This window comes from Leclercia pneumoniae, from assembly GCF_017348915.1.
Taxonomy (GTDB): domain Bacteria; phylum Pseudomonadota; class Gammaproteobacteria; order Enterobacterales; family Enterobacteriaceae; genus Enterobacter; species Enterobacter pneumoniae.
The window spans coordinates 2208466-2232035 of record NZ_CP071383.1; the positions used below are offsets into that span (position 1 = coordinate 2208466).

Annotated in this window: 26 protein-coding genes; 10 read left to right on the top strand and 16 right to left on the bottom strand. The window is 54.0% G+C overall.

The window, feature by feature from the left end:
• Positions 1 to 2 precede the first annotated feature (2 nt).
• Entirely contained in the window at positions 3 to 290 is a 288-nt protein-coding gene (locus tag JZ655_RS10615) for a VF530 family protein (RefSeq protein WP_207291728.1), read from the bottom strand.
• A gap of 45 nt (positions 291 to 335) precedes the next feature.
• The gene (locus JZ655_RS10620; protein WP_207291729.1) at positions 336 to 737 is read right to left on the bottom strand and encodes a winged helix-turn-helix transcriptional regulator; all 402 of its coding nucleotides are present in this window, start codon (positions 735 to 737) and stop codon (positions 336 to 338) included.
• 110 nt (positions 738 to 847) lie between these two features.
• On the opposite strand from JZ655_RS10620, the gene JZ655_RS10625 reads away from it, so the two are divergent.
• On the top strand, positions 848 to 1906 hold the full coding sequence (locus JZ655_RS10625) for an NAD(P)-dependent alcohol dehydrogenase (protein WP_207291730.1): 1059 nt from the start codon (positions 848 to 850) through the stop codon (positions 1904 to 1906).
• Positions 1907 to 1962: 56 nt separating this feature from the next.
• Here the strand turns inward: JZ655_RS10625 and JZ655_RS10630 are convergent, their stop codons facing one another.
• Positions 1963 to 2733 carry a hypothetical protein gene (locus JZ655_RS10630; protein ID WP_207291731.1) on the bottom strand — a complete coding sequence of 257 codons (771 nt, stop codon included), beginning with the start codon at positions 2731 to 2733 and terminating at the stop codon, positions 1963 to 1965.
• A gap of 243 nt (positions 2734 to 2976) precedes the next feature.
• Here JZ655_RS10630 and JZ655_RS10635 point away from each other — a divergent pair, with 243 nt between their 5' ends.
• Positions 2977 to 4164: an aminotransferase-like domain-containing protein gene (locus tag JZ655_RS10635; RefSeq protein WP_040075691.1), complete on the top strand. Its 1188-nt coding sequence runs from the start codon at positions 2977 to 2979 to the stop codon at positions 4162 to 4164.
• A gap of 66 nt (positions 4165 to 4230) precedes the next feature.
• On the opposite strand, the gene JZ655_RS10640 is transcribed toward JZ655_RS10635, so the two are convergent.
• The 4 genes from JZ655_RS10640 to JZ655_RS10655 all read right to left on the bottom strand — a co-directional run bounded on the left by JZ655_RS10640 (position 4231) and on the right by JZ655_RS10655 (position 7470).
• Positions 4231 to 5067: an alpha/beta fold hydrolase gene (locus JZ655_RS10640; RefSeq protein WP_207291732.1), complete on the bottom strand. Its 837-nt coding sequence runs from the start codon at positions 5065 to 5067 to the stop codon at positions 4231 to 4233.
• Positions 5068 to 5723: 656 nt separating this feature from the next.
• Positions 5724 to 6050: a YebG family protein gene (locus tag JZ655_RS10645; RefSeq protein ID WP_040075693.1), complete on the bottom strand. Its 327-nt coding sequence runs from the start codon at positions 6048 to 6050 to the stop codon at positions 5724 to 5726.
• 103 nt (positions 6051 to 6153) lie between these two features.
• Positions 6154 to 6513 carry a nuclear transport factor 2 family protein gene (locus JZ655_RS10650; protein WP_207291733.1) on the bottom strand — a complete coding sequence of 120 codons (360 nt, stop codon included), beginning with the start codon at positions 6511 to 6513 and terminating at the stop codon, positions 6154 to 6156.
• 63 nt (positions 6514 to 6576) lie between these two features.
• Positions 6577 to 7470, bottom strand: coding sequence for a siderophore-interacting protein (locus JZ655_RS10655; RefSeq protein WP_207291734.1), 894 nt, complete (start codon positions 7468 to 7470; stop codon positions 6577 to 6579).
• 157 nt (positions 7471 to 7627) lie between these two features.
• On the opposite strand from JZ655_RS10655, the gene JZ655_RS10660 reads away from it, so the two are divergent.
• Positions 7628 to 7999 (top strand): cupin domain-containing protein, encoded by a 372-nt coding sequence (locus JZ655_RS10660; RefSeq protein ID WP_040075696.1) that lies wholly within the window; start codon positions 7628 to 7630, stop codon positions 7997 to 7999.
• 32 nt (positions 8000 to 8031) lie between these two features.
• On the opposite strand, the gene ampC is transcribed toward JZ655_RS10660, so the two are convergent.
• The 5 genes from ampC to JZ655_RS10685 form a co-directional block, all read right to left on the bottom strand.
• Positions 8032 to 9174 (bottom strand): class C beta-lactamase, encoded by a 1143-nt coding sequence (gene ampC / locus JZ655_RS10665; protein WP_207291735.1) that lies wholly within the window; start codon positions 9172 to 9174, stop codon positions 8032 to 8034.
• Positions 9175 to 9412: 238 nt separating this feature from the next.
• Positions 9413 to 10747, bottom strand: a complete 1335-nt coding sequence (locus JZ655_RS10670; RefSeq protein ID WP_207291736.1) for a type II toxin-antitoxin system HipA family toxin — start codon at positions 10745 to 10747, stop codon at positions 9413 to 9415.
• Positions 10747 to 11016, bottom strand: a complete 270-nt coding sequence (gene hipB, locus JZ655_RS10675; RefSeq protein ID WP_207291737.1) for a type II toxin-antitoxin system antitoxin HipB — start codon at positions 11014 to 11016, stop codon at positions 10747 to 10749. Before hipB ends, JZ655_RS10670 begins: the two co-directional genes overlap by 1 nt.
• Positions 11017 to 11147: 131 nt before the next feature.
• On the bottom strand, positions 11148 to 13337 hold the full coding sequence (locus JZ655_RS10680; protein WP_207291738.1) for a TonB-dependent siderophore receptor: 2190 nt from the start codon (positions 13335 to 13337) through the stop codon (positions 11148 to 11150).
• A gap of 264 nt (positions 13338 to 13601) precedes the next feature.
• Entirely contained in the window at positions 13602 to 14489 is an 888-nt protein-coding gene (locus JZ655_RS10685; RefSeq protein WP_207291739.1) for a LysR family transcriptional regulator, read from the bottom strand.
• Between the two features lie 120 nt (positions 14490 to 14609).
• Between JZ655_RS10685 and JZ655_RS10690 the strand changes: the two genes are divergently transcribed.
• Complete coding sequence (locus JZ655_RS10690) at positions 14610 to 15707, top strand: oxidoreductase (RefSeq protein WP_207291740.1); 1098 nt, start codon at positions 14610 to 14612, stop codon at positions 15705 to 15707.
• 33 nt (positions 15708 to 15740) lie between these two features.
• On the opposite strand, the gene JZ655_RS10695 is transcribed toward JZ655_RS10690, so the two are convergent.
• Positions 15741 to 16079, bottom strand: a complete 339-nt coding sequence (locus tag JZ655_RS10695) for a hypothetical protein (protein ID WP_207291741.1) — start codon at positions 16077 to 16079, stop codon at positions 15741 to 15743.
• 163 nt (positions 16080 to 16242) lie between these two features.
• Here JZ655_RS10695 and JZ655_RS10700 point away from each other — a divergent pair, with 163 nt between their 5' ends.
• The 3 genes from JZ655_RS10700 (at position 16243) to JZ655_RS10710 (ending at position 18325) form a co-directional block, all read left to right on the top strand.
• Complete coding sequence (locus tag JZ655_RS10700; protein WP_207291742.1) at positions 16243 to 17391, top strand: PDDEXK-like family protein; 1149 nt, start codon at positions 16243 to 16245, stop codon at positions 17389 to 17391.
• Positions 17392 to 17579: 188 nt separating this feature from the next.
• Positions 17580 to 17846, top strand: coding sequence for a type II toxin-antitoxin system TacA family antitoxin (locus JZ655_RS10705; RefSeq protein ID WP_040075705.1), 267 nt, complete (start codon positions 17580 to 17582; stop codon positions 17844 to 17846).
• Positions 17834 to 18325: a GNAT family N-acetyltransferase gene (locus JZ655_RS10710; RefSeq protein WP_207291744.1), complete on the top strand. Its 492-nt coding sequence runs from the start codon at positions 17834 to 17836 to the stop codon at positions 18323 to 18325. The genes JZ655_RS10705 and JZ655_RS10710 overlap by 13 nt, the downstream gene beginning before the upstream one ends.
• Before the next feature lie 66 nt (positions 18326 to 18391).
• Here the strand turns inward: JZ655_RS10710 and JZ655_RS10715 are convergent, their stop codons facing one another.
• A complete protein-coding gene (locus JZ655_RS10715; RefSeq protein ID WP_207291745.1) occupies positions 18392 to 19147 on the bottom strand; it encodes a DeoR/GlpR family DNA-binding transcription regulator in 756 nt (251 codons plus the stop codon).
• Between the two features lie 87 nt (positions 19148 to 19234).
• On the opposite strand from JZ655_RS10715, the gene JZ655_RS10720 reads away from it, so the two are divergent.
• The 3 genes from JZ655_RS10720 (at position 19235) to tam (ending at position 21021) form a co-directional block, all read left to right on the top strand.
• Entirely contained in the window at positions 19235 to 19819 is a 585-nt protein-coding gene (locus JZ655_RS10720) for an NUDIX hydrolase (RefSeq protein WP_040075708.1), read from the top strand.
• A 7-nt stretch (positions 19820 to 19826) separates the two neighbouring features.
• A complete protein-coding gene (locus tag JZ655_RS10725; protein WP_207291746.1) occupies positions 19827 to 20189 on the top strand; it encodes a TIR domain-containing protein in 363 nt (120 codons plus the stop codon).
• Between the two features lie 73 nt (positions 20190 to 20262).
• Complete coding sequence (gene tam / locus JZ655_RS10730; protein WP_207291747.1) at positions 20263 to 21021, top strand: trans-aconitate 2-methyltransferase; 759 nt, start codon at positions 20263 to 20265, stop codon at positions 21019 to 21021.
• A 6-nt stretch (positions 21022 to 21027) separates the two neighbouring features.
• Here tam and ompC read toward each other — a convergent pair whose 3' ends face one another.
• Positions 21028 to 22149, bottom strand: coding sequence for a porin OmpC (gene ompC, locus JZ655_RS10735; RefSeq protein WP_207291748.1), 1122 nt, complete (start codon positions 22147 to 22149; stop codon positions 21028 to 21030).
• Positions 22150 to 22376: 227 nt separating this feature from the next.
• Positions 22377 to 23567, bottom strand: coding sequence for a cytochrome c biogenesis protein/redoxin (locus JZ655_RS10740; RefSeq protein WP_207291749.1), 1191 nt, complete (start codon positions 23565 to 23567; stop codon positions 22377 to 22379).
• Between the last annotated feature and the right edge of the window lie 3 nt (positions 23568 to 23570).

Here is a 23570-nt window from a genome sequence, read left to right on the forward strand (position 1 = left end):
TGTCAGCTCTTTGTATGGCGATTATTGGACCAGGGGCTGGCGGTGGGCGCCGGCGCGGATTCCGGTGCGGGTTCGTCGAGGCTATCGAGATACAGGGCTTCAACCTCTGCACGCGCCCACGGTGTGCGGCGTAAAAATTTCAGGCTGGATTTCACGCTCGGGTCGCTGTTGAAACAATTAATCTTGATAAGCTGACCCAGCTTTTCCCAACCGTAGCGCGCCACCAGAGCGTTAATTTGCATCTCGAGGGTAACGCCGTGCAGAGGATCTTTCGAAATTTGTGCTGACATGCTGTGTCCGTTTGTTGTCATTTATCGCTAAGAAAGGTTACATCATTATCCGCCGGTTTTCTGCGTGTTTATCGCAGCCTGATAGCATGCCTGCATTTTATCCAGCGCCGCCTGGTTATCCAGCCCCCACTGATACATCTGCTCTATAGGTTCGGCAAAGGTTCGGCCCAGCGGGGTAAGGCGATAATCCACTTTGGGCGGGATAACGTCATAGACGTGTCGGCTAATGAGTCCGCGCTGCTCCAGCTCTTTAAGCGTCTGAAAAAGCATCTTTTTTGAGATCCCCTGCAGACTGCGCTGCAGCTCGCCCGTGCGGGCGCGATCGTCCGGCCAGTGGTAGAGGGCGTGCAGCACCATGGTGCTCCATTTGACCGAGAAGAGATCCATTAACCGGCGCGGCGGTGAATCCGCGTAAAAAAACAGTTTTCCGTCTACCCAGGCGGGCATGGCGTGCTCCTCATTTATGGTCACCAAATGGTGACTACTATCAATTGTGGACCCATTTACGTAAAGTCTGCCGCCTTCGATTGAGAAAAGCCAGTGCATTACGAGGCGGCATGAAAGTTAAAGCGTTAGTTGCCCATGAGGCGACACAACCCCTGGTCTCCGGGAACATTACCCTGCGTCCCCTGCAAAAGCAGGACGTCAATATTGAAATTCTTTACTGCGGCGTCTGCCACTCCGACCTGCATATGGCGCGTAACGAGTGGGGCGTGAGCCGTTATCCGCTGGTTCCGGGTCACGAAATTGTTGGCCGCGTGGTGGCGACCGGCAGCAATGTGGATCGCTTGCGTCCGGGAGACATTGTCGGTGTAGGCGTGATGGTTGACTCCTGCCGCGAGTGCCATTTCTGCCAACAGCAGGAGGAGCAATACTGCGAGGCTGGCTTCACCGCAACCTATAACGGTATCGACAAGGTGACCGGTGAGAGCACCTGGGGCGGCTATGCCCAGAATGTGATTGTCGATCAGCATTTCGTGGTCAAAGTGCCGCAGAACCTGCATCTGGCAGGGGTCGCGCCGCTGCTCTGCGCCGGCGTAACCGTCTGGTCTCCGCTGCGCCACTTCAATGTGAAGGCGGGCGATCGCGTAGGGGTGGTTGGTCTCGGCGGGCTGGGGCATATGGCGGTGAAACTGGCCAGCGCGCTGGGCGCGGAGGTCACGCTCTTCACCACATCCCCGGAAAAGGGGGCGGATGCGAAAAAGCTGGGTGCGAAGCGGGTGGTGGTATCCCGCGATGCGGCACAAATGGCCGAGGTGCAGAGCTCGCTCGATATCATTATTGATTGCGTGGCGGCCCCGCACGATCTGAATCCCTTGCTCGCAACGCTGAAAACCAACGGAAGACTGGTGCTGGTGGGCATTCCGGACAGTCCGCATCTCTCTCCGGATATCACGCCAATGGTTTTCCGACGCCTGAGCATCAGCGGCTCATCGATTGGCAGTATTAAAGAGACTCAGGAGATGCTCGATTTTTGCGGCACTCACAACATTACCGCCGATATCGAGTTGATTACCGGTAACGAAGTCGAACAGGCGTTTAGTCGCATGCTGAAAGGCGATGTACGCTACCGGTTTGTGATAGATATGCAGGGAACGCGCTGGTCAGCGAGTTAAGGACCTTACTCAAAGCCAGCAGGCTCATGGTTTGCTGGCTTTTGTCATCTAAACTGTTAACGATTTTGCAGGGTAGCCATCTTCGCCAGCAGTCTGGCTTTGGCATTATCAATCGTATCGGCATTGGTTTTGGCTGATAGCGTAGCGCGCGCTTTCTTACCGAGGAAGTAACTGATGCGCTCGGCGTTCGCCCCGGACGGGTGAGGCAGGCCGTCAAGCAGTTGCTCCGGTTTGAGCAGCCCGCGTGCTTGCAAATGCAGAAACACTTCCGTCACTTTAGGGCCAAGAGGAACGTACAGACACTCAGGCCCCAGCAGCGCAATCTCCTCAGCCAGATGGGTATCAATTTGCTGACGCATACTGGCGCGCTGCAACATGCCAGGCGAACCGCTGTAATTTTTCCCTTTGATAAACACCGGGTAGCGCAGCGCTGACGTATAGTGAACGAGGTGGCTGTGCGTTCCGAATAGCTGGGCGCAGCGCTCAATTTTCAGAATATCGGGCAGACCAATATGATCCAGCATAGCGATAAGATTACTGCGCATTGGACCGGCGAAGCTGCCCGTCTCTTTTGCCGCTTTTCTCGCCTGCTCGACGGTGGCTCCCATCCGCAATTGACGCTGTGCTTCTTCCAGCGCCCGGCTGGCCTGTTGTAAACCTGGCGTAATGCCGCATAAGACGATTTTTGCCTGGGTATTAATGTAGTCAAAGGGGGCATAAAAGGTGGTGATATCGCCTTCGGTCGTCAGCAACAGCTCCCCTGGCAGCGTTTTGGTGAAGTCATGCGTTAACGTGGTTAACAGACCGCTGAACTGCTCTAGTTTCATGATAGTGTTTCTTAATATACTGAGTGTGAGCGGAGCTTAGCGTGCGTACTTAGGAGATTAAAGAACAATTTACGCCATCAGATTGGCTATTTTTACGCGTCCGAAAACGCCATTCCGTGCCTGAAAAGCAGACCAGGGAGGGATAATATGGCGGGACATATCGATTTGGGCCATTAAACGGTTATCAAATTGTTGCGCATGTGATAATAAGTCTGAGATACATTAATAAATGGGTAAGGGAAGATGTCGCAGAACAAAATAGCAAAAAAGGTCCAGAATCTTCAGTCATCGGCAATCCGTGAGTTATTGAAGCACAGCAAAATGGAAGGGGTCATCTCTCTCGGCGGCGGCATTCCTAATCCGGAACTATTCGATCGCGAAGGATTAGAGATGGCCATGGAGAAGGTGCTCTCCAGCGCCTGGAAAGAGGCCTTCCAGTATGGTCTGAGCGAAGGGAGCCCGGAATTGCGCGGCGCCATTTGCCAGTTGCTGGGGGAGCGCGCCATTCACTGCGATATCGATGATGTGGTGGTGACCTCTGGCTCTCAGCAGTCACTGGATCTACTGGCGCGTGCTTTGATCGATCCGGGTGATATCGTGGTGGTTGAACGCCCGACATACTTGGCGGCACTGCAGGTTATGCAGCTGGCCGAAGCAAACCTGATGTCTGTTGGAACCGACGGCGACGGGATGATTATCGACGAGCTGGAAGCGCTGGTGAAAACCACCCAAATCAAAGCCGTCTATATCGTTCCCACCTTTGGCAACCCGGGCGGGGTGACGCTGGCTGAGCATCGCCGTAAACAGCTGGTGGCGCTGTCTAAACGCTATGATTTTGTGATTATTGAAGACGATCCCTACTGCGAGATTAACTTTACCGATAACACTTTCAAGCCTCTGAAAGCCTGGGCTGAAGAGATGGATAACAGCGATAACGTCATCTATACCTCTACCTTCTCAAAAATCCTCGCGCCAGGCGCACGGGTGGGTTGGCTGGTGGTGCCGGCCTGGATTAAACGGCAGGTGGTGAACCTGAAACAGGCGACGGATCTGCATACCAGTACCTTGTCCCAATCCCTCACTTATCATTATCTGGAAAGTGGTCGACTGCCAGGGCAAATTGCGCTGATCCGCAAAGCCTATAAGCATAAATGCGAGACGCTGTGCCAGCTGGTTGAACGCGAGCTGGGCGATCATCTGACCTTCCATAAACCCATGGGCGGGATGTTCTTGTGGGCGAAATTCAAATACGAGATGAATACCACGGAATGGCTGAAAACGACCCTCAACAACGGCGTGGTGTACGTGCCGGGCGAGTTCTTCTACTGCAATGAACCGGACCACAGTACCTTACGCATGTCTTATGTCAGCGTGACCGATGAAAACCTGCAGGAAGCAGTGCGTCGCCTGAAAGCCTCGCTGCCGGGTTGAGTTACCCATGAAATATGCCGCATACGCCTTAGCGCATGCGGCATTGCTCATTAAAGGGCAGGGCGATCAGCCCCGTATAAAGGCGAGAAGATCCTGATTGATGCTCTCCGCATGAGTGGTGTGCATACCGTGCGGATAGCCAGGATAGACTTTCAGCGTGCTGTCAGAGACGAGTTTCTCCTGAAGCAGACTGGCGTTTTTATAGGGGACCACCTGATCGTCATCACCCTGAAGAATGAGAGTGGGTACCGTTATCGCCTTCAGATCTTCGGTCTGATCGGTTTCTGAAAACGCTTTAATGCCTTCATAGTGCGCTTTTGCGCTGCCCATCATTCCCTGACGCCACCAGTTCTGAATGGTGCCCTGCGAGATGTCGGCGCCGTCGCGGTTGAATCCGTAGAACGGACCCGAGGCGACATCCAGGTAAAACTGCGCCCGGTTAGCTGCCAGCCCTTGCCGGAAACCATCGAAGACCTCCAGCGGCGTACCGCCCGGATTATCTGGCGTTTGCACCATAAGTGGCGGAACCGCACTGATCAGCACGGCCTTCGCGACGCGCCCCTCTGGCTGACCATATTGTGCGACATAGCGCGCCACCTGGCCGCCACCGGTGGAGTGGCCGACATGCACCACATTGTGCAGATCCAGATGTTCAACCACCGCCGAGACATCCGCTGCATAGTGATCCATATCATGCCCGTCGCTGACCTGGCTGGAACGCCCATGACCACGACGGTCGGACGCGATCACGCGAAAGCCTTCGGATAAAAAGAAGAGCATCTGATTATCCCAGTCATCGGCGCTGAGTGGCCAACCGTGATGGAAAAAGATGGGCTGTGCATCTTTAGGACCCCAGTCTTTGAAGAAGATACTGACATTATCTTTTGTCGTCACAAATGACATGATTGACCCCTCGCGGAATGAATAAAAGTCGGGATGAATGTTGCGCTGGTGAACAGGCAATCGGATGGCGATAACATGCCGTGTTGAAGTGTAGTGTAGCGAAGCAGCGCCTGCATTCCGGGGTGAGAAAGAGAAGGGGAATAATGTGGCAAATACGGTGCACTGTATATAAAAACAGTACTGCGTAAAAATTCGCTGATGGCTAAGTTTTCTTATTGGGGACGAACGAGCAAATGCGTGAAGAGGACGGGAATGAGGCCAGTTAATTGGGGAACAGAGGTCGGGGAATCTAAAGCTGAGTACGTAATTATCGCATTTAACATAATATACATTATGCGCACCAAATGATTATAAGCTTAATTCTACGGTGTTTGTGTTACTGATTGCTGTGGCCGGCTTTGGCACAAACATCTTATCTTTGACTCAGCTGCGTTGGTCTGTTGCACGGGACTCTATGATTGTTGCTACAACCGCCTCTTAGCGACGTTTTCCTTCTCATCACCGGCATTATCTTTTTGACGTATCCAGGCCGACGTTCAAACCGTTTCGGCAACGCTCTACTCAATCACTCAGTCTCAGCGCCACACAGACATAAAAAAAGCCGCAAGCGGTTTCCCACTTACGGCGTCGTTATTAGCGATGACATACTCTGGCGATCAGGCTGCTTTCACTGCCCTGATTTTCTTACTGCCGGCCACATCAGACTCTGCGGTCTCATCTGGCGTTGCGCTTGCGGCATCATTTGATTCAGGGAGCTTACTGGTACGCAGAATATGCTGCACGGCCTCTTTCTGCTCGGCGAGATACAGACCCAGATTTTCAGCCTGTGTTTCATCCATCTGCATATCGCTTTGCAGCAGCCAGTCGGTGAACGCATCTGCCATATCAAGCAGTTTGTCGTAAGCGTCCGCCTCTTTCTTACTGGCAAATGTCATTTTCTCTTCACCTTTTCTTACGACTACAAATTTTGTTTCAACAGCCATTTCATGCCTCCTACTGTATTTATATACAGTATAACAGTTCCGGAATGGTGTTGCAGCCGGAATGTTGTTTATTTGTACTCCCCAGGCCAACCCCGCTGGCGCGCTATGCGCCATCAGCTTCTGGTGTCCCCTGGTGAAACCTTAGCTGCCATTGCCCATCATCACCGCATATCCAGCATGACGTGCGAAGAGCGCGTCTGCTGCCATCGGGGCTGAAGGTTCGGTAATGCAACAGAGCGACATTCTCTTTTAAGGAGATCAGCTGGAAATCGCTACTCTGAATCAGCGTGGTGGCGTCTTCATGCGTCAGCGCTTCAATGGTTTCTGTACGGCTAACCCATACACCGGAACGTGTAATCTCCCTGAACTCATGATGAAGGATCTTTTCCAGCCATTCGTCATCCTTTCGCCGGACGTTATGAAGTGAACATTCAAGCTCTGTTAATTGTTCAAGAAGTGTCACTGCGGCCTACCTCGCAGACGGATTAATTCCTGGGCCTATTCAACCACATACCAGGCTGCACTGCTACGCACCGCGGCCACGCGCCCAGTAAGCCAAAAAGCTGATCGTCTCTTTCGACACGTTGCGTTCACCAATAAGGTAACGTCGCAGATGTTTAACCGTCGTGGATTCTGCTGCTACCCAACCGTGGAAGCGGTTATCACTTTCGGCGCGATCCCACAGTAACTCGCCCTCTTCTTCTTCTTGTACTTCCTGACAGCGGGTCAGCGCATAGTCAGGCAACATCACATGCTGTTTTACCGCCTGGAGTAGCGCCTCGCCGTAGCTGGCACCGGTCAGTTCACGCGCTAACCAGTGCACTTCTGCAAAAGGCCAGGCGCTGAGATCGCTACAATCGCCCTGCTTCGGCACTTCAATAAATAGCTGAATCTGAGGCGGCGTATCGCGATGGGCCAACTGCTCCAGAATACCCTTCACTGCGGGCAACGCCGTTTCGTCCGCAATAATCAGTCCCCGTTCGGCCTCTGGATGGGGATTCCACTCATACCCACCGCTATCTTCTGGATAATCACGGTTTGGCGCCACCATCTGCAGCGCATCGCCCGGCTGTGCGCCCATCGCCCAGGCAGATGCCGGGCCATCAGTCCCGTGCATGACGAACTCTACCTCCGCTTCCCCGGCCTCAACATCGACGCGACGCAGTGTATAAGTGCGCAGTACAGGACGACGATCTTCAGGCAGTGCCTTCGTCTGTTCCCACCAGGAACCGTCGGACGTTAACGCCGCCGGGGTGCCATTCAGCGACGGGAAAAGCAGCTTAATACGTTGATCCGGCGCATCGATTTTCATATGACGCACCTCGTCACCCCTAAACACGCAGCGCAGCATCGAGGGGGAAAGCCTCTCTTTCCGCGCCAGCACAACGTTGAATAAGCGATAACTTTGCACAGCCGACATAACACCGCCTTACAGCCATAACGAACAGTTAGAGAGACCGATAGTAGCAAACGGAAATGATAATGAGAATGCTTATTACCACCCCGAAACGGGTGAGGAAATTCAGGATCGAAAGACTATCCTTTAGGAAGGCATGACTAAAAAAAGGCGTTCCTCTATGACGGATAAAGCTCAGAAGCTCGATGCTGGCGCATGGTTATCCCTGCCAGATCTTAAAAACGGCAATTTCGACGGTACGGTGTTTGGTACTCAGGTTTCTGTCCTGCGCTATACCCAGGAAGCGTATGGCGCCGGGCCATCACTGCACGTCCATACCTACCCGGAAATCTTTGTCATTCTTAGTGGAACAGCGCTGTTTAAAATCGGCGAAGAGGTTATTGAAGCGCAAAGCGGCGACGTACTCTTCGGCCCGGCCAACGTGCCGCATAAGTTCAAGAATACCGGTTCCGGCCCCCTTGAGACTCTGGATATTCATCTAAGTGAAAAGTGGACTCAGGAAGACCTGCCGGATGACGATCCCGACTGGTAGGTCTGTTGGCCTGCCGAAGCAGGCCCTGCGGCTTACTGTAAGGCGTCAAGAATGCGGTACGCGGCCCGAATACGCACAGGATTCGGGTAGTTTTTATTGGCCAGCATCACGATACCGATCTCCTTTTCCGGGATAAAGGCGATATAGCTACCAAATCCGCCGGTAGCGCCAGTTTTGTGCACCCAGGAGGCGCTCACGGGCGGTGTCGACGGCGTGATTTTCACCACGCTCTGCGGCGACAGCGCGTAGGTATTGGCGCTGCCCTCCTCCAGGGTGCGTTCGCTGACCGGCCAGTCAAGCATCTCCCAGCCCAGCCCCTGATACATCTCGCCTGCTTGCCAGTAGCGTGACTGGGCTAGCGTCACGCCTTGTTTAAGCGACTGCACTTTTATTCCAGCGGGCTGCATATTAGCCTGTAGCCATGCCGCCATATCGACAATGGTGGTTTTCACGCCGTAAGCCTCGGCATCCAGCATACCTGGCGACACATGAACAGGCTTTCCGTCGCGATAGCCCCAGGCGTAGTGCTGTTTTTCACTCGGTGGAACCTGAAGCCAGGTATGATTTAACTGCAGGGGTTTAAGTACCCGGTCACCCAGTGCCTTCTCAAAACTTAAACGTGACGGTGTCACGGCAAGTGCGCCGAAAAGGCCAATACTGCTGTTAGCATAGAGGCGTTTCGTACCCGGAGCCCACTGCGGTTGCCATTGCTGGTAAAAGCCTGCAAGCGATGTCCGATCGGTGACGTCGTCCGGCACCTGTAGGGGTAAGCCCCCTGCGGTATAGGTGGCCAGATGCAGCAGCGTGATCCCTTCCCACTGTTTGCCCGACAGTGCGGACCAATACCGGCTGGCGGGATCGTCCAGGGCTACCTCTCCCCGCGCCACCGCCTCGCCGCCCAGCACGCCGGTAAAGGTTTTGCTTACCGAACCCAGTTCAAACAGGGTTTGCCGATCGACCTCTTTGTTACCCGCGACATCGGCCAGCCCCCAGGTGAAATAGTAAGGTTTTCCCTGATAAATCACCGCAACGGCCATACCCGGTATCGCCTCTTCTTTCATCAGCGCGGTGATGACCGGCGTGACCACGTCGGCAATATTTGTGGCGCTGGTAGTAGCTGCCAGAGAGGAGCCAGACAGTACAACTAACAGAGAACAGAGGGCGACTTTCTTCATTGCGGTTATCTTCTTTCAGGGGCGATCGCTTCATCATCGCGTTAAGTAAAATGGCTTCTGAATAAACAGAAATAGCATGGCAGAGAGAGGAATTATCATATTCTGCCCCGCGCATTATAAGCCTAAAATCAGGTACTTTCGTGCCACCAGCCCGGTAATGCTTCATACCTGAACACACTCTCTGCAGGTGAGGAGAATCTGAGGTTAACCTGCAGGCTTATCCCCGCTAAGGGATAATTCAGTATTTATACCCTGTAAGGGATAATCCATTTACCAGACGCTGATGCAGTCGCAGCACCCCGGCGGTAATGGTTTTAGCTACCCTGCTGGAGAAACCAGCCGGAAGCGCATCGTTCACGCGACGCAGCGCATCAGGAACTTGTTGGGCGAAGGTTTGCATGATCCTCTCCATCTCGCTTTGTGCAAACCCCACTTCTTTTGCCAGCGCAAAAAAATGACGCGGATAAATACGATCGATTGCGTTCTTGCGCCCTCTGGAAGCCTTGAGCCCCATCGCCAGCTTCAGGTCGCTGATGTGCAGACCCGCCCCGCCGAGCAGCGGATAAGCTGAAAGAATGTCGTAAAACGGGGTTAGACGGTAACTGCCCCCAGGCTGGATGAACACCGAGAAGTTTTTGGCGTGCCCGTCCGTCGCGGCCAGAAGCCACTGAAAGAGCTGGAACTGCATAAAGTGATAGCGATCCTGCAGGGCTTCACTCGATCCCAGCAAAAACGACATAATCGGCAAAATACCGGGCCCGCCGTCGGATTCATACTTCAACGAAGAGGGTAAACCAAAGGCCTGACACATATCCTCCTGCGGCAATCGCAGCAACATAGTGCGATCGGCGTTCCAGCGGCGGTCAAAACGTTCCACGGCTAGCGCCCGAATCTGCCCGGCGGTAATAATGGTGGCGTCAGGAACCGCCAGCCCCAGCGCCCTGGCAAAGGCCAGACAGAAATATTCGTTATCCACGCTGTCGCGAAGATCCAGGGTGGCATTGGGCTGTCTGATCTCCCCGATGGGCAGCTTAATAATATGGTTGGTGGGGGTTATCCCCTTCGGAATGCACCACGCGTCGTTAATCTGTAACAGCGCCGTCTTTTCCTGGGCGCCCGCCACCGAAATACGAAAATCGTTCTCGTCTTTAATCATGCCAAGCGGAATATCGGCCTGATAAGCAGAGAGCACCTTTTCGAGCCGGGGTTCATCCAGCGTCTCCCAGCGCATGATCGGGGCAGAGATGATCGCATCCGGGGGCAGCAGGGTCACGGCACCGACGCTGTCGCGGCCCACTTCCGCCAGCAGATCGAAGGGCTGTTTTGAGCGCGCCTGATAACGTTTAACAATGCGATCCCGCACGACAGCGCTATCCGGCAACAGGTTGTCAAAGAAATTGAAGACCGCATCAGAGGTGAGCGTGCCGGTCTGCAAGGGAAGCGACAGCGAGATGGGCCTGGCGTGGCGGTTATAGAGCCACTCACGATCATATTTAAAGGTATGCGCGCCGTTAGGGAGCTTTGTTAGCTCACCAACTCGCTCATTGTTCATCCACGTCACGAGCTTAGGCATTACCACTCTACATCCTGATGCTGAATAGAGGTGCTATCCTCGACCGTTTCACCCTTATCATATAGCACCATCGTTAACTCCAGCGCCTGTAATAGCTTGAAGAAAGTGGTCAGGGTGATGTTGTCGGGGTTGTTTTCAAAATTCGACACCGTGGCTTGCTTGATACCAATCTTTCGGGCCAGTTCACTCTGGGTCCAGTTATTCTTCTGACGCGTTAATTTCAGGTAATTTGCCAGCTGCACGGGGCTGTAGATCATGGGTGGTTTCATAACACTCTCAGGGTGGCGGTGAATATCCCCTACAAGGGATACAGACAGGTTTATCCCTTATCGGAGATAAAGTCAAGCCACTGCTGGCCCGGAGGGGGCCAGCGGAAGGTGAAAGCACATAAGATGACGAGTTAAAACAGAACGGAATAGTTCAGGCCGAAGGTTCTGCCACGCCCTTTATAGGTATAGAGGCCGGCATCGCCGTAGGTCGGGCTATAGAGACCCGGCGCGCGCTGCCCCCACGTGGTGGTGTAATCTTTATCGAGCAGGTTTTCGACGCTGAAGCTCAGCTTACCCAGCGGAAGTTCGTAGCTGCCCAGTAAGTCGACCGTGTTATAGCCGTCGATCTTTTTACCGGCTTCGTCCGACACGTCAAACGTCTGTGTGCTCTGCACGCGCAGACTCAGGGGACCCGGCGCCCAGGTAAGCCACGCGCTCACTTTCGACGGGCTGGCGCTATCGACGGTGAGCTTCTGCCACTGTCCATCCACCTGCGTTTCTGATTTGATGGCGTTGAAATTGGTACCGGTACTCCATGCGCTGTCCGGGAAGAAGTAGTCAACCTGCCCTTCAATGCCATAGATCCGGCGCTTGTCGTCCTCAATATTAATGGTCATATCCGTTTTATTAATATTGATCGTTTTGTCAGAGAGCGAGTAATAGGCCGCAATCTGCGTACGCAGGTTATCGCCGTTATAACGCCATCCCAGTTCGTAGGCGTTGACTTTAATACCATCGAGTCTGGAGTCGTTGACGTTCACGCTATCGATCAGACGATAGTGACCGTCCACCAGCTGATAACGGCCAGAGCCGTAGTACTTCGCCAGATCGGGAATTTCGAATCCCTGAGAGAAGTTGAACCACACCTGTTGGCGTTCCGTCACACGCCCCAGTATACCGGCGTTAAACAGCAGGTTGTTATAGCTGGTCTCCCCTCCAGGTACGGCATCGGCAGAGAGGGCATCCCCCCGGGCAATGGCCTGCTGTTGGTTATACCCCACAAAGTCATCAACTTTGTTTTTTGTGTACTGATAGCGCACGCCGCCGCTGAGCGTAATGGCGCGAATGTCGTAGCTGGATTGCAGGAACGGCGCCAGGTTGGTAATGCTGTAGCTCGGATAACGCCCCACCCGGTACGCATTCTGCAGATCCATCCCCCCACTCTGCGCGGCCTTCGTCAGGTCGAAGAACTGCTGATTAGCATCAAAGGTCTCATGGTCAGCGTCCACCCCATACGTCAGGGTCAGGTCGTCGACGGGTTGACTGTTGAGCGTCAGTTTGCCGCCCCAGTAATCGGTATTCTGCTGAGAGGCGCCAATGCTCCCCACGCTGCCGCCCGCAAGCGTCGGGAAAGGATAAAAGGTCAGTTTTTCGTCACGGTAGTAGATCTGCGCAACCAGATCCTGGCCCAGAAAATCGGTATTGGAGTACTGGAGGTTGATCAAATGCCGCTCGGTGCCTGGCAGACGATCGGCGTCGAGGTTGCCCGAGTTATAAGCTTTACCTTGCCCGGTAACGGCAGAGAAGTTCTCACCAAGATAGAGACCGTGTTTACCGTCCGACTCGCTTTTGTAGTACTGGGTCGTGAGCTGAATCTGCTGATGGTCGTCAATATCCAGCGTACCGGTGCCAATCACGTCAAGACGGTCTGAATACTGCAGCCCCGTCTGGGTGTTATCAATAATGACTTCGTCACGGTGGCCATCGTACCAGCCACCATAGCGCTGATACGCCACAGAGAGTCGACCGGAAGCGCGGTCTGTGCCACCGCTTACCGCGGCCGCCACGTTTTCATCATGATCGTTATGGCTGTTAAATCCGCTTTTTATCCCAGTCTGCAGTTCAACTTCTTTCTCCGACTGCCCTTTTTTCGTGACAATGTTAATCAGGCCACCGGTACTTCCGCCGCCGTACAGCGCTGTGGCCCCCGAGATAACCTCAATACGTGAGACATTAAATGGATCGATCGCGTCAAGCTGTCGGCTGTCGCTGCGCGAAGAGTTAAGCCGAACCCCGTCCACCATCACCATCATGGAACGACCACGCATATTCATGCCGTAATTCGTTCGCCCCTGGCTACTGACATCCATACCGGGAATTAGCTGGGCAAGAACCTCTTTCAGCTCTTTACCGCCCTGTACCTGCTGCTCAATCTCAGACTGTTCAATTACCCAGGTGGTTTGTGCCATTTCTGCCACGCTACGGTGTGAACGGCTGGCCGAGACAACGAGCTCGTCCTCTTCGGCGGCTGCCGACCAGGCTGGAGTGGATAAAAGTGCAAGCAGGCAAGGATTAAGAGCCCATAAAAAGTGACGCTGCATGGGTGTAACGTTTCCTGTAGGTGGAGGTTAAACGTAACGCAGGCCGTACGATGAAGCTTTATCGCGCAAAAACAGGGGGTAAGAATCGTATTCAGCCTGCGGGCTTTGTTCGAAACGATTCTCGTTATGATATTTATTTCTGTTACATAAACAATGCGGAATGTAATAATTCATTAACAGGAAGGCAGTGGGTTTTTCTTTAACGGCTTGATTATTCGAAACAACATCCTCTCCCTACCTTTTTTGCCCATTCATTAAACAGGGTTAATCTCTGGCTGGAGAGGTTAATGACGATTTAAGGGTATCAATAAAGGTGGTCACCCGCAGCGGCAGGAAACGTGTGGTGGGCAGTACCGCCCAGATGGAGAGCGACTGCGGACGCACATCCGCCAGAACGATCTCGACCAGCGTGCCGTCGTTGAGCTCCTTTAATACATCCCAGCGGGTCAACTGTACCAACCCCAACCCCTGTACGCAGAGTTCGCGCACCCCTTCTACGTTATCGGAGCTGAAACGCCCTTCTACGGCGGCGCTGATGATCTCGCCATCACGCTCAAATACCCATTGCGGCACGCTGGTCAGACGTAGGCAGTTATGTTCCGCCAGGTCGGCAAGGGTTTGGGGATGACCGAAGGCGTGCAGATAAGCCGGCGAGGCGCAGACAATGCGGGGGTTATCACAAATCTTACGTGCAATCAGGTTCGAGTTTTTCAGCGGAGCAATTCGGATCGCCACATCAATACCCCTGCCGACAATATCCACCACGTCTTCGCCGAGCTGCAGATCAATATTGAGCTTCGGATTCGCCGCAAGCAACCCGGGCACCAGCGGCAGTATATTACGCCGCCCAAAGCCGGTGGGCGCCGTGATCCGTAACAGTCCGGAAGCCCCCTGTGTGGTGGGTGAAAAGAGCGCTTTCGCCCCCGTTTCGGCATCCACCAGCGCCCGGGCATAGGGCAAAAACTCCATCCCTTCCTGGGTTAACGACACCGAGCGGGTTGTGCGTTGCAGCAGCCGGGTGCCCAGCTCCTGTTCCAGAGAGGCCAGCCTGCGTGAGACGGCCATCGGCGTGACATCCAGCCGCTTCGCAGCCTGCGTCAGGCTACGGGTTTCGGTGATCGCCAGAAACAGCGAGACATCCTGAAGATTCATAGCAACTCCGTCATGGCGATTATAACGATAAATGATATACAGCCTTATCATTTTGCCCGGTTTATAGCGTATTCGTCAGTGATTATAGTGCTTAAAAGAGTTAAAACTGACAGGACTTCTATGAACAGCTCCCCCCTTCTTATCCCTGGCCGCATTGGACATGTCGCGCTAAAAAACCGCCTTGTGGTGGCCCCCATGACTCGCGTCACCGCAACCGTCGATGGGCATGCCACGGAAAGGATGAAGTCGTACTATCAGGATTTTGCGCGCGGCGGCTTCGGGCTGGTGATCTCCGAGGGGATCTATATCGATCGGGCATGGTCACAAACCTATGCCTTCCAGGCGGGGCTAACCAGCCCGCAGCAGGCGGCCGCCTGGCGTAGCGTCACCGACGCCGTGCACCGTCAGCAGGGTAAAATCTTCGCGCAGATCCAGCATGCGGGCGCCCTCTCACAGGGAAACCACTATCTGAGCGGTACCGTGGCCCCGTCGGCTATTCGCCCGGTAGGTCAACAGATGGCCTTCTACCGGGGGGAAGGTGAATACCCTGTTCCACGCGCACTCAATGAAGCCGAGATCGGCGCGATTATCGACAGCTTCTCCGATGCCGCCAGCTACGCCGTGAACGTTGCCGGATTTGATGGCGTGGAGATCCACGGCGCTAACGGGTATCTTCTCGATCAGTTCTTCACCGACTATACCAATACGCGCAACGACCGCTGGGGTGGCGATATCGCCGGACGCTTGCGTCTGAGCCTGGAGGTGATCGCATCGGTGCGTGCTCGTGTAGGGGCGGATGTGGTTGTCGGCATACGTCTGTCCCAGGCCAAGGTTAATGACTTTTTCCATAAATGGGCTAATGGCGAAGAGGATGCGCGCACCGTGTTTACGTTGCTGGCGCACTCGGGCATTGATTACCTGCATCTCACCGAGCACGAAGCCTGGCAGCCGGCCTTCCCGGACAACCCGCTCTCGCTGGTGGAACTGGCGCGTAAATACGCCCCACAGTTGACGCTAATGGCGAACGGCAGTTTGCATGATAAGGCGCGGGCGGAAGAAGTCATGGGAATGGGAGCTGATTTTATCTCCCTGGGCCGGGGAGCCCTGGCCAATCATGACTGGCCAAACCGTATTGCAGCGGGGACGACACCGCGTGATTTTGATAACGCGATTCTTTCACCCATTGCGGATATTAAAGAGAGCGAGCTGGTGATCTGATAACACCCCGCGCAGCCCGGATTCTGTTCGGGCTCAGATCTTCAGTTCGGGCACCAGCGCATCTTTGCGCTTCATGCACGCAGTCCAGGCATTGCCCGGCGTCCCGTTATCCATCACCGGTGATGAACGGGAATCCACCGTACGCGGCGGCAATCCATCCCCCATATCATAATCCACGGTCGTTGCTGTGCTGTCGGCCGTTTGCCCCTCGGTGGAGAGCTCCATCGTGTGTGCTTTCACCTCTTCCGAGCAGACGCGGGCCGCCTCTTTGATTTGCTGATACTTCTGCTCCTGCGGGGTCAGTGGGCTGCTGGAGCAGCCACCCAACAGCAGGCAAGCGAGCGACACAATACGTATTGTTTTGATCATCATGCACTCCAGTAACCCCAGTCATTACTCTCTGAATAATAGGCCATGGCGTGCCGATACGCCTGAAAGGCCCAAAACCCACCAAACTTCAGGGTTAATTCGCGCATTGCCTGGCGCCTGTGTCCGGTAGGATCAACGGACTGTAAGCCATAGAAAAGACTGGAAAATGAGTGGCCTGAGCACCGATTTTTTGCAGCAGCTGGATTCTCTGCCGCCAGAGGCCGTTCCGGAAGTGAATTTCTTTACCGCAGGCGGTTCGGGATATCTGGAGAACCCCACCTCGGATCTGCTGGCATTGTTTATGGGGGAAAACGCGGGGGTACCGCCCTGGTTGTTAAACGCATTGCTACATTGCCTGAACATCGGCAACGAGGGCGACGCGCTGGATACCACGTCCCTTGAGGTCAGCCGGGAGGTCATAACAGAAGACGGCAAGTTTCTCGATCTGCTGATCTATCATCAGGATTTTATTATCGGCATTGAGCATAAAACCTTTTCCGCCATTAATAACCCTTTTGAAAGCTACCAGCAGTTGCTTGAAAGCTGTGTGGACAATGGGCAGCCAATCTATACCTGCATTGTGAAGCCAGACGCTAACCGCTGTCCGCCACAGGCAGGCTGGCCGTTTATCAACTACTCCACGCTGGTAAAAACGGCCCGAAACCGTCTGGGACACGACCAGGCGCGCCTCCCCTTCAGCAAGTGGCATGTTTTCTACACCGAATTTTTAAACCATCTTTATGCGCTAAGTGGAAAGGAACCTGAGCAGATCATGAATAACGACAAGCAGACCTTCGTGACGGAAAACTTTCAGCAGTTACTGAAAGCCAACGCGCTATTAGCGGAGTTTGAGGCGGCAATGATTGAAACCGCTAAGCTGACGATGGCAGAGATCTTCCCCGATAAGAATTGTCGCCACCGGGTGAATAACTGGGAGGGCGATTACAAGGCGATTCATCTCTATCCGGAAGGCTGGGGAAATGAAACCAGCTGGGTGACGCTGGTCTACTATCCGGCGGAAAATGGCCAGACCATGAAGTTCTACGTCAACGGAATAGTGAACGTGGCGGATTGTCCGGAGCTGGCCACCCTGCATCAGGCGATTGAGGAAAACAAACATTCGGCGCTGTTCCTGCCCGCCGCCAACAAAGACGACGAAGAGATCCTGTTGTCGCGCAGCGGCAAAGAGTTAACGATCTCCTTCGGCACGCCGAACGGTACGCTGGAGGAAAGCCGACAGCTATTGAAAGAGATGGCGCTGTTTATTGAGGGCGCGCTAACAGAGAACGCGTTTGTCGTTGAACTGCCGCGCTAACCTTTTCCAGTAGAGTCAACGCAAAGCAGAAGTGACACCTTTTTGCCATTCAAAAGGTCATGCGTTAAATCGGGTTGCTGACAGAATTAATTGCAGTGTCCAGGGCGAGCTTCGCATAAAGCCTGTATAGCGTTTGCTATACATCAGTGCTAAGCTGTGTATATCATTTGCTATACAAAGGAGGAAGTATGAAATCTGATGTTCAGCTTAATATCCGGGCAAAAGAAGCGCAGCGAGCCCTGATTGATGCTGCCGCTGAGATTCTCCATAAATCACGCACCGATTTTATCCTGGAGATGGCCTGCCAGGCAGCTGAGAACGTCATCCTTGACCGCCGGATGTTTAATCTTAACGATGAACAATATGCCGAATTTATCGAGATGCTGGATGCCCCGGTGACTGCTAATCCGGCGATGGATAAACTCCTGGCGAGAAAACCGCAGTGGGAAAAGTAACGGCTCCAGTACCATTGAATTCGTCACATATTCTCGCTGAATTTCACTGTGGTGAAGCTGCACTGGACGAATGGATTAAGCACCGGGGGTTAAAAAATCAATCCATGGGAGCTGCAAGGACATTTGTGGTATGCCGGGGCAACGCGTCTCAGGTGATTGGGTTTTATTCTCTCGCGACCGGTAGCGTCACCCATGCTGTTGCACCGGGAAGCCTGCGCAGGAATATGCCCGATCCGGTCCCCGTCATCATTCTGGCCCGGCTTGCCGTTGATGCGAGTTTTCACAGCAAAGGACTCGGTGCTGATTTACTCCATGACGCCGTCTTACGCTGCTGCCGGGTGGCTGAGAACATTGGCGTACGGGCCATTATGGTTCATGCTATTTCCGACCGCGCCAGGCAGTTTTACATCCATCACGGATTCACCCCTTCGCAAACGCAGGAGAGAACCTTATTCCTGCGATTGCCGATCATAACTTAAGCAATAAGGCTGTGAGCCTGGCTCACATTCGCCGGCCCCGCTTTTTTTGCTCTTCTCCGCGACTGATTAAGCACCCACAACGGTTATCCCTTTTGCGCGTATCGCCTTCACCCACGCGGCGTCGGTATCCGGCTCGACCACCACAGTGTTAACCAGGGAGAGCGGACCGATCTGAAACGGCGAGGCGCTGTTAATCTTCTCAGGCGACGCCATCACCACCGTTTCGGCTGCTCTGCCGGAAAATGCACGTTTGATACACGCTTCTTCGTAATCACCGGTTGTCAGCCCCGCCTCTGGGTGGATACCGGTAACCCCCATAAAGAAGAGATCCGCCTGAATACGTTCGATACCCTCGACGGTGGCCGCGCCGACGGTGACAATCGAATGCTTGAACAGCCGACCGCCAATCAGGATCACCTCAATCAGCGGATGTTCAACCAGCGCCAGTGCAATGCCAGGGCTGTGCGTCACCACGGTGATCGCCAGGTCGTCCGGCAGACAGCGCACCAGTTCACCGGTGGTCGTCCCGCCATCAATGATCACCACCTGCCCGGCTGAAATCAGCGATGCCCCCTGCTGCGCCACCCGCTTTTTCGCATCGGTGCGCAACGTTTTTCGTTCAGCAAAATTGGCCACCGCGCCCGAAGCCGGCAACGCGCCGCCATGAACGCGTTGCAAGCGCCCTTCTGCCGCCAGTTCGCGCAGATCCCGGCGGATGGTGTCCTCAGAGACCGCGAATTCAAGGCTTAACGCGCCAGATAATACCTGCCCTTCGGCGTTGAGTTTCTCAAGGATGCGTTGTTTACGTTGACTGGTGAGCATCGGGTTATTCCTGAAGTTGCACGCTTTAACTTGATCTTGCACGAAGGTGCTGCTTATGATGGTCAGACTACCGAGGGAGAGTCAAACATGCAATCAAAACGTGCAGAAGTACGTATTATCGATACCACAATCCTGTCTGATGACTGGTATAGCCTGAAAAAGTACACCTTCGAACTGCAGCGTCATGACGGGGAGTGGCAACGGCAAAATCGCGAAGCTTACGATCGCGGTAACGGTGCCACCATCCTCCTTTATAACCGTGAAAAACGCACCCTAATCCTGACCCGACAGTTCCGCTTTCCTGTTTTTCTCAACGGGCATGACGGCTATCTCATCGAAACCGCCGCCGGTCTGCTGGACAACATGGACCCCGAAAGCCGCATCAAAGCCGAAGCCGAAGAAGAGACCGGCTATCGGGTCGCACGCCCACAAAAAGTGTTCGAAGCCTTTATGAGCCCGGGCTCGGTGACCGAAAAACTCTATTTCTATATTGCCGAATATCAGCCTCAGGATCGCACCGGCGACGGTGGGGGCATTAAAGACGAAGGCGAAGATATCGAGGTTCTGGAAATGCCGTTTGAGGCGGCGCTACGCGCCATTGATGACGGCCTGATTGTCGATGGCAAAACCATCATGCTGATTTACCATCTCGCCCTGAAGGGCATTTTGTGAGGAAATGATGTCTAAAAAATTGATTTTGATTGCCGGCCCCTATCGTAGTGGCACCGATGGCGACCCTGTCCGTATTGAGGCTAACTTGGCGAAACTGGAAGCCGCGGCGCTGGCGGTGTGGGAGCGTGGGCACATACCGCTGATCGGCGAGTGGCTGGCGCTGCCGCTGGCAAAGGCCGCCGGTTCGCAGCAGCTGGGAGATGAGATAAGCGAAGCGATGCTCTATCCGGTGGCGCACCGGTTAATTACCCGCTGTGATGCCCTCTATCGTATCCCCGGCGCATCGCGAGGGGCGGATCTGGATATTGAGGTCGCCCGGGAGCACGGTCTGACCGTTTATACCGAGCTTGACGCGATCCCGCAGGCATAATAAGGCGGACAGAACGGGAGTTCTGTCCGAATAATCTACACTTGCTGTGTTCATAAAAACAGGAGGCGCTACGATGGATGACTGGAATCCCACCTTATATCTGCACTATGGCTCGGAGCGTACCCGCCCGGCCATCGATCTGCTTTCCCGCGTAAACGTCGAAGCCGCTGAGCAGATTGTCGATCTCGGCTGTGGCCCGGGCAACAGCACCGCCCTGCTACATCAGCGCTGGCCCACGGCCCATATCACCGGGGTCGATAGCTCATCCGCGATGATTGCAGAAGCCAGCCGCACCCTGCCCGACTGTCACTTTCTGCAGGAAGATATCCGTCACTACCGCCCGGATCGCCCCCTGGATCTGATCTTTGCTAACGCCTCGTTACAGTGGGTACCCGACCACTACGATCTGCTGCCGAAACTGGTCTCGCTGTTAAAAATGAACGGCGTGCTGGCAGTACAGATGCCGGATAACTGGCAAGAGCCGACCCACGTCCTGATGCGCGAAGTGGCCTGGGAACAAGGTTACCCGGATCGGGGACGGGAAGCGTTACCGGGGGTGCATGCTTATTATGATATTTTGAGCGAAGCGGGATGTGACGTGACATTGTGGCGAACCACCTACTACCACCAGATGACGTCGCACCAGGCGATTATAGACCGGGTGAGCGCCACGGGCTTACGCCCATGGCTACAGGAGCTGAATGAGAGCGAACAGAAAAATTATCTGCACCGCTATCATCAGCTACTGGAAGAGCACTATCCGCTACAGGAGAACGGCCAGATATTGCTTGCCTATCCGCGCCTGTTTATTGTTTCCAGACGCGAACCCTGAGGTGAATCAGAATTGATACACCACGCCGACGGCGACCACGTCGTCGGTATTAATACCAGCTTCACGGGTAAACCGATCTTCATCAACCAGGTTAACCATATAATCTACAAATACGTTAATATTTTTGTTGAAGTTATAGGTCGCCCCAAAATCGACATATTTAATCAGATCTTCGTCACCGTAGGTATTTCCGGATACCGCCCTGCCGAGATTTTTACCTTTTAATACATCATAAGCGACGAAAGGTTGCAGCCCAAAATCGAACAGATAACCGGCGTAGAATTCCATAATCTGTGATTTATTGGCGTAACCATAGGCACTGTCACTGGAGCGAGAACCAAATCGGGAGGCATTATAGGCCTGGGTAAACATCGCCGCTAAATAGACATTATTCGCATCATACTTAATGGCACCAGAATACGCTTCGGCCCGTTTACCTCTACCCATAATACCGGCGGCGGTATTTTGTTCATTAGTACGGTCGGAACTCATCATCGAGCCCGCTACGCTAAAGCCCGCACCGATGTCGTACGTAACAGAGGCCCCGAAGCCGTCACCATTCTGGCGCAGTACGTCACGCACGCCCGGCTCCCCGCCGCCATCGTTTTTACCCTGATACTGCAGCGCAACGTTGAGCCCATCAACCAGACCGAAGAAGTCGGTGTTGCGGTAGGTCAGCACACCATTGGTACGGCTGAAAAGGAACTGATCGGAACCGTAGGTCATGCCATCGAACTCTGGCTGCATGTCGGTATAGGCCAGCGAATCATAGACCACGCCCTTATTACGGCCGTAATCAATAGAGCCATAATCGGCGAATTTCAGCCCCGCAAACGCATAACGGGTGCGCGGGTTATTGCTTTCGCCTTCGGATTTAGTAGCATCGATGTGCATCTGCCACTGGCCATACCCGGTAATCTGCTCGTTAACCTGAGTTTCACCGCGGAAACCCAGACGCATATAAGTCTGGTCGCCATCGTTATTACTGCTGTTAGAAAAATAATGCTCTGCGGAAACTAAACCATAAAGATCCAGTTTGTTGCCGTCTTTATTATAAATCTCTGCTGCGTGTGCGGTTGTGCAGAGCATAGCTGCGCTAATCAGCATGCTCAGTTGATTAATTTTCATTTTTTTATACCCTGATAATCTGCCACTTGCCAAAATACAACCTGAATAAGGTTGCAGGGCATTATTGTTATCACTCCTGTAAATGTATGTAAAACAGTAAAAGCATTAGCGCACGGATCGTTAATTTTGCCTGAAATAAATTCACGCGAAAAGCGCACATATGGATAATGTGCGCCGTCATGATATAAAACCGTAAATTAAAAAATCAGGGGTGTTTATTTAAACAATCAGGTTCTGGCCTCTTTAAGTAATTGCTGAATAACCTGCTCCTGTTTTGCATAATCTCCTTCACCAAACGCGGTGTAACGGAGTTGCCCTTTGGCATCAAAATAGTAGTGTGCGGGCCAGTATTGATTACCAAACGCCGTCCAGATTTTGTAGTTATTATCTGTAACGACGCGGTAAGGGATTTGCCACTTCGCTACCGTCTTTTTCACCGAGTCGAGCGGTTTTTCCCAGGGGTACTCCGGGGTATGTACGCCAATGACTACCAACCCCTGGTCACCATATTTTTTTGCCCACTCCCGGACATGCGGTAGCGTGTGTTGGCAGTTGATGCAGTCCCAGGTCCAGAAATCAATCAATACCACTTTGCCCTTTAACGACGCGGGCGTGACCGGCTCACCGTTAATCCATGCCGTGCCACCGCTGAGGGAAGGCATCGCGCTGGACGGGGCCGTATCTACCACCGGCTGTAACTTCGCCGGTCGTGTGATATCGGGAGCCCATTGTAACAGGCGCTGCTCGACCCGATCGGCCACGCCATTTGCCCCCTGTAAAAAGCTGTTCATCCCGCTGGCGGTGAGTACCACGGTGCCCAGTATCATCACACCGGCGGTTTTGCGCAGCCCTTCCATCACTCCGCCGCTGGCTTTCAGGCGAGTTAACACCCGCTGGCCACAAAAGGCCAACAGCGCCAGCATCACAGCGCAACCGCTGCCATAGGCTGCCAGAAGCGCTCCGGTGGTCAGGGCACTTTCACCCGCCAGCCCCAGACTGAGGATCGCACCTAATATCGGCCCGGCGCAGGGTGACCACAGTAACCCTACCGCCATGCCTGCGAGCCCGGCGGAGACCAGTCCGCGCGTTTTATGGCTCTGGTCATTAAGCACATTCCCCAGCTTCAGCGCGGGGCCCGCCACGCGCAGGGCTACGCCCGGAAAAATCAGCGACACGGCGGCCATTGCCAGCACCACAAGGGCCAGCCAGCGTCCCACCAGCGTGGCATCAATTACCCAGTCGCTGGCGACGGTGATAAGCCCGGCAACCAGGGTAAACATCAATACCATGCCAGCCAGCATGGCGGCTATCTGCCGGGGCTGGCCACGAAATCCGGCAAAGAGCAGCGGGATCACCGGCAGCGTGCAGGGGCTGAGCAGGCTTACCATGCCCCCAAAAAAAGCGATTAACAGCGTCATATC